The organism is Methanocella sp. (assembly GCF_035506375.1).
Classification (GTDB): domain Archaea; phylum Halobacteriota; class Methanocellia; order Methanocellales; family Methanocellaceae; genus Methanocella.
Genome location: NZ_DATJPM010000042.1, coordinates 1 through 3,788, shown reverse-complemented (window position 1 = coordinate 3,788; position 3,788 = coordinate 1). Strand labels below are relative to the sequence as shown.

Genomic DNA, 3,788 nt, shown 5'->3' with positions numbered 1-3,788 from the left:
CGTTGCAGTCACCGGCGCCCAGAAGTGCCTGGGGGCCCCGTCGGGCCTGGCATCGGTCAGCGTCAGCCAGAAGGCATGGGACTCGATGGTCAAGAGCCCCCCCTATTATATGGATTTGAAGAAATACAAGAAGTCGGCAGAGGCGGAGAGGTCCGAGACCCCGTACACGCCGGCTATCACGCTATTCTACGGCATGACGGAAGCCATGCGCATGATCAAGGAAGAGACCATCGAGAAGCGCATTGCCCGCCACCGGAAGGGCGCAGAAGCCATCAGGGCCGGAGCGAAGGCGCTGGGCCTTGAGCTGTACCCGGTGACGGACAAGCACACCGTGCTTTCGAACACCGTGACGGCCATTAAGCTGCCGGCCGGCGTGGGGGATAAGGACCTCCGGAGCCCAATGAAGGCCAACGATGGCGTGGCCATCGCGGGAGGCCAGGACCGCCTGAAGGGCAAGATCTTCCGCATACCATCCATGAACGCCTTCACCGAGGCGGACCTCGTCCGGACTTTCGACTCGCTCGAGAAGACGCTGATCGCGTTAAAAGCGCTCGACCAGGGCAAAAAGAACGCCGGCGTCGACGCTTTAAGAAAGGTATATAACAGTTAATGGGCGTATTGAGGATTTAATGGTAAAGATCGGGATAGCGGACACGACGTTCGCCCGCTTCGACATGGGCAAGGCGGCCATCGACGAGCTCAAGCGCAACTGCTCGGCGCAGATCGTGCGCTACACGGTGCCGGGCATCAAAGACCTGCCGGTGGCGTGTAAGAAGCTCTTCGACGAGCAGCACTGTGATATCGTCATGGCCCTGGGCATGCCCGGCAGCAAGCCCGTCGACAAGACCTGCGCCCACGAGGCCAGCCTGGGCATTATTTACTGTCAGCTCATGGAGGGCAAGCACATCATCGAGGTGTTCGTCCACGAGGACGAGGCCGCGGGCCCCGCAGAGCTCGCCGCTCTCATGGATAAGCGGGCCCGGGAGCACGCGCTCAACGTCGTCAAGCTCATGTTCAAGCCTAAATTACTGGAAAAAGAGGCGGGCACCGGCCAGAGACAGGGATATGAAGACGTGGGCCCGGCCCGCATTTAATCGTTATACAGGTAATGGTTTATATGGCAGATAATAAGGAGATCAACATAGGGTTCGTGGTCGCGGAGTTCAACCGCGACCTCACCTGGCAGATGGAGTTACTGGGTAAGGAACATGCCGCCTTTTTAGGCGCGAAGGTCACGAAGACTATCTACGTTCCGGGCGTTTATGACATGCCCCTCGCCGTAAAAAAGATGGCGGAGGACAAGTCCCTGGACGCGGTCGTCACTATCGGCAGCGTCATCGAGGGCGCTACCGACCATGACCAGGTCGTCGTGGCCCAGGCCACCCGTAAGATCACGGACCTTGCGCTTGAATACAACAAGCCCATAACGCTGGGCATCGCCGGGCCGGGCATGACCCGCCTGGAGGCCAGCGAGCGCATCGACTACTCCAAGAGGGCCGTCGAAGCCGCCGTAAAGATGGTACGCAGGCTTAAGGAATACAAGCAATAACTTTTTCTTTTGACCTTTATGTCATCCAGACTGGACCAGGTGGAAGAGTCCGCGACGCTTCGTTTGGCCGACATGACGAATGAGCTGAAGAGGCAGGGCAGGGATATCCTGAGCTTCAACCTGGGCGAGCCGGACTTCAACACGCCCTCGAATATCATAGAAGCGGCGGAAAAGGCCATGAAAACCGGGAAAACGCACTATGCCCCCGCCGCCGGAATACCCGAGCTGAGGGACGCAATCGCGGCGAAGCTGAAGAGCGAGAACACGCTCGACGTATCGGGCAAGAACGTGCTCGTGACGCCCGGGGCAAAGCAGGCAGTCTTTTACACCACGTTCAGCCTGCTCGAAGAGGGCGACGAGGCGATCGTCTTCGACCCTGGCTGGGTTTCTTATGACGCCTGCGTGAAAATGAGCGGCGGCAGGACGGTCTGGGTCAAGTCGAACGATGACGGCTCTCTGCCGGAGGGCCTCCCGAAGTACGTGAATAAGCGCACCAGGCTCATAATAATTAACAGCCCGAATAACCCGTCCGGCGCTGTCCTTGATAAAAAAGACCTCCGGCTAGTCGCCGACCTGGCAAAAGACCACGGCTTATTCATCCTGTCCGACGAGATCTACGAGAAGATCGTCTATGACGTGAAGCCTGTCAGCATCGGCTCGATGATACCGGACAGGACTATCACGATAAACGGCTTCTCAAAAGCTTATGCCATGGCCGGGTGGCGCATCGGGTATGCCGCAGCGCCGAAGGCCATATTCCAGAACATGCTCAAGGTCCAGCAGCACACGGCCACTAGCCCGACCACATTTGTACAGTACGGGGCATTGGCCGCGATAACTGGCCCGCAGGACAGCGTCGAAAGCATGTGCCGCCAGTTCAGGGAACGGCGGGACGTCGTCGTTAAGGGATTATGTGACATTGGCCTGCCGTGCGAGATGCCCCGGGGCGCCTTCTATGCCTGGCCGAAGGTCGAGGGAAGCTCCGAGAAGTGGGCCGAGAAGTTCCTGGAGGCGGGCGTCGGGCTGACGCCCGGGTCCGCGTTCGGCCCCCACAGCGACGACCATATCCGCATGTCCTACGCGTCGTCCATGTCTGACATTAAGAAAGGCCTTGAGCGTATGGCGACCGTGACCGGGGGTATGGAAGGATGGACGAAAAAGCAAAAACAAAAATAATTTCGGATAGGCTGATAAAACACTATGGAATTTATAAGGGGAGCAAAGGCACCCCATTCGCTGTCCTTATTAATACTATTCTATCTCAAAACACGACCGACCGCAACTCGTCGGTCGCCTTCGAGCGTCTCTTTTCCGTTTATGATACCCCCGAAAAACTGGCGAATGCCCCTGAAGAGAAGATCGCCGAGCTCATTAAGATAGGCGGTCTTTATACGATCAAGGCTCAGCGGATCAAGGAAATATCCCGGCTTATCCTCGATGAATATGGAGGTGACATAGACTTCGTCTGCACCGCAAACCCGGAAGCCGCCCGGAAGGAGCTCCTGAGTATCGAGGGCGTCGGCCCGAAAACGGCAGACTGCGTGCTGCTATTCGCCTGCGGCAGCGATGTCATACCCGTTGACACGCACATCTTCCGGATCACAAAAAGGCTCGGCATTGTGCCTGAGAAAGCTGACCATGAGCAAGTACATAAAGTCCTAATGGATATCGTGCCGGCCGGAAAGCGAGGCTCCGTACACGTCGGCCTCATCCGTTTCGGCAGAGAAATATGCAAGGCGCATAGCCCGAAGCACGACCGGTGCTTCCTTATTGACGTATGCGACTATGCGAAAAAAATTGGCATTTATAAAGGTAAGGCTTCTAAGTAAACCGATATTATGAATTATATTGATCGCCTCTAAGTCTCTGTATCCTCCATATCTCATCGACGATCTATCTAAATAATTATTAATAAATCTCTGTGATCTCCAGTAGTTCCGTGTTTGTTATGTAGTCGTTTGTCCTTTGTTCGTGTGGTTCGCTGATTTGTCCGGTTTTTCAACACTAAAACACGAATTATTTTTTTAGTCCCACGTAAGGGGCACGAACCACACTAAAGTAGATGCTTTCACGTCAAAACACTAAACAACCTCCCAAATGCACGGACCTCACTAAATTAATAGAAACACTAGAAAAAGCATATAAAATAAAGCATAAGGGTCATGCCGTCCTCGTGGTTCAATCCTTTAGTGTTTTCGTGCCATTGGAGAGGTTGTTTCGTGTTTTAAGCGCCAGGCAT

The 3,788-nt window shown here is 55.2% G+C and carries 5 protein-coding genes; all 5 read left to right on the top strand.

All coding sequences use genetic code 11. The annotated features are described in order from the left end of the window. Positions 1–610: pyridoxal-phosphate-dependent aminotransferase family protein (locus VMC84_RS05560; RefSeq protein ID WP_414676435.1), on the top strand; the 610-nt coding region annotated here is incomplete at its 5' end. 19 nt (positions 611–629) lie between these two features. Beyond that, positions 630–1,094 (top strand): riboflavin synthase, encoded by a 465-nt coding sequence (ribC, locus tag VMC84_RS05555; protein WP_325378938.1) that lies wholly within the window; start codon positions 630–632, stop codon positions 1,092–1,094. A gap of 23 nt (positions 1,095–1,117) precedes the next feature. Then, positions 1,118–1,549, top strand: a complete 432-nt coding sequence (gene ribH / locus VMC84_RS05550; protein WP_325378936.1) for a 6,7-dimethyl-8-ribityllumazine synthase — start codon at positions 1,118–1,120, stop codon at positions 1,547–1,549. An 18-nt stretch (positions 1,550–1,567) separates the two neighbouring features. Next, the gene (locus VMC84_RS05545; RefSeq protein WP_325378934.1) at positions 1,568–2,725 is read left to right on the top strand and encodes a pyridoxal phosphate-dependent aminotransferase; all 1,158 of its coding nucleotides are present in this window, start codon (positions 1,568–1,570) and stop codon (positions 2,723–2,725) included. Beyond that, positions 2,698–3,378: an endonuclease III gene (locus tag VMC84_RS05540; protein ID WP_325378932.1), complete on the top strand. Its 681-nt coding sequence runs from the start codon at positions 2,698–2,700 to the stop codon at positions 3,376–3,378. Before VMC84_RS05545 ends, VMC84_RS05540 begins: the two co-directional genes overlap by 28 nt. Positions 3,379–3,788 lie beyond the last annotated feature (410 nt).

Excerpts from the sequence above, each read along its gene's own strand:
- ribC (WP_325378938.1), top strand. The coding sequence starts at position 630 with ATGGTAAAGATCGGGATAGCGGACACGACGTTCGCCCGCTTCGACATG.
- ribH (WP_325378936.1), top strand. The coding sequence starts at position 1,118 with ATGGCAGATAATAAGGAGATCAACATAGGGTTCGTGGTCGCGGAGTTC.
- VMC84_RS05545 (WP_325378934.1), top strand. The coding sequence starts at position 1,568 with ATGTCATCCAGACTGGACCAGGTGGAAGAGTCCGCGACGCTTCGTTTG.
- VMC84_RS05540 (WP_325378932.1), top strand. The coding sequence starts at position 2,698 with ATGGACGAAAAAGCAAAAACAAAAATAATTTCGGATAGGCTGATAAAA.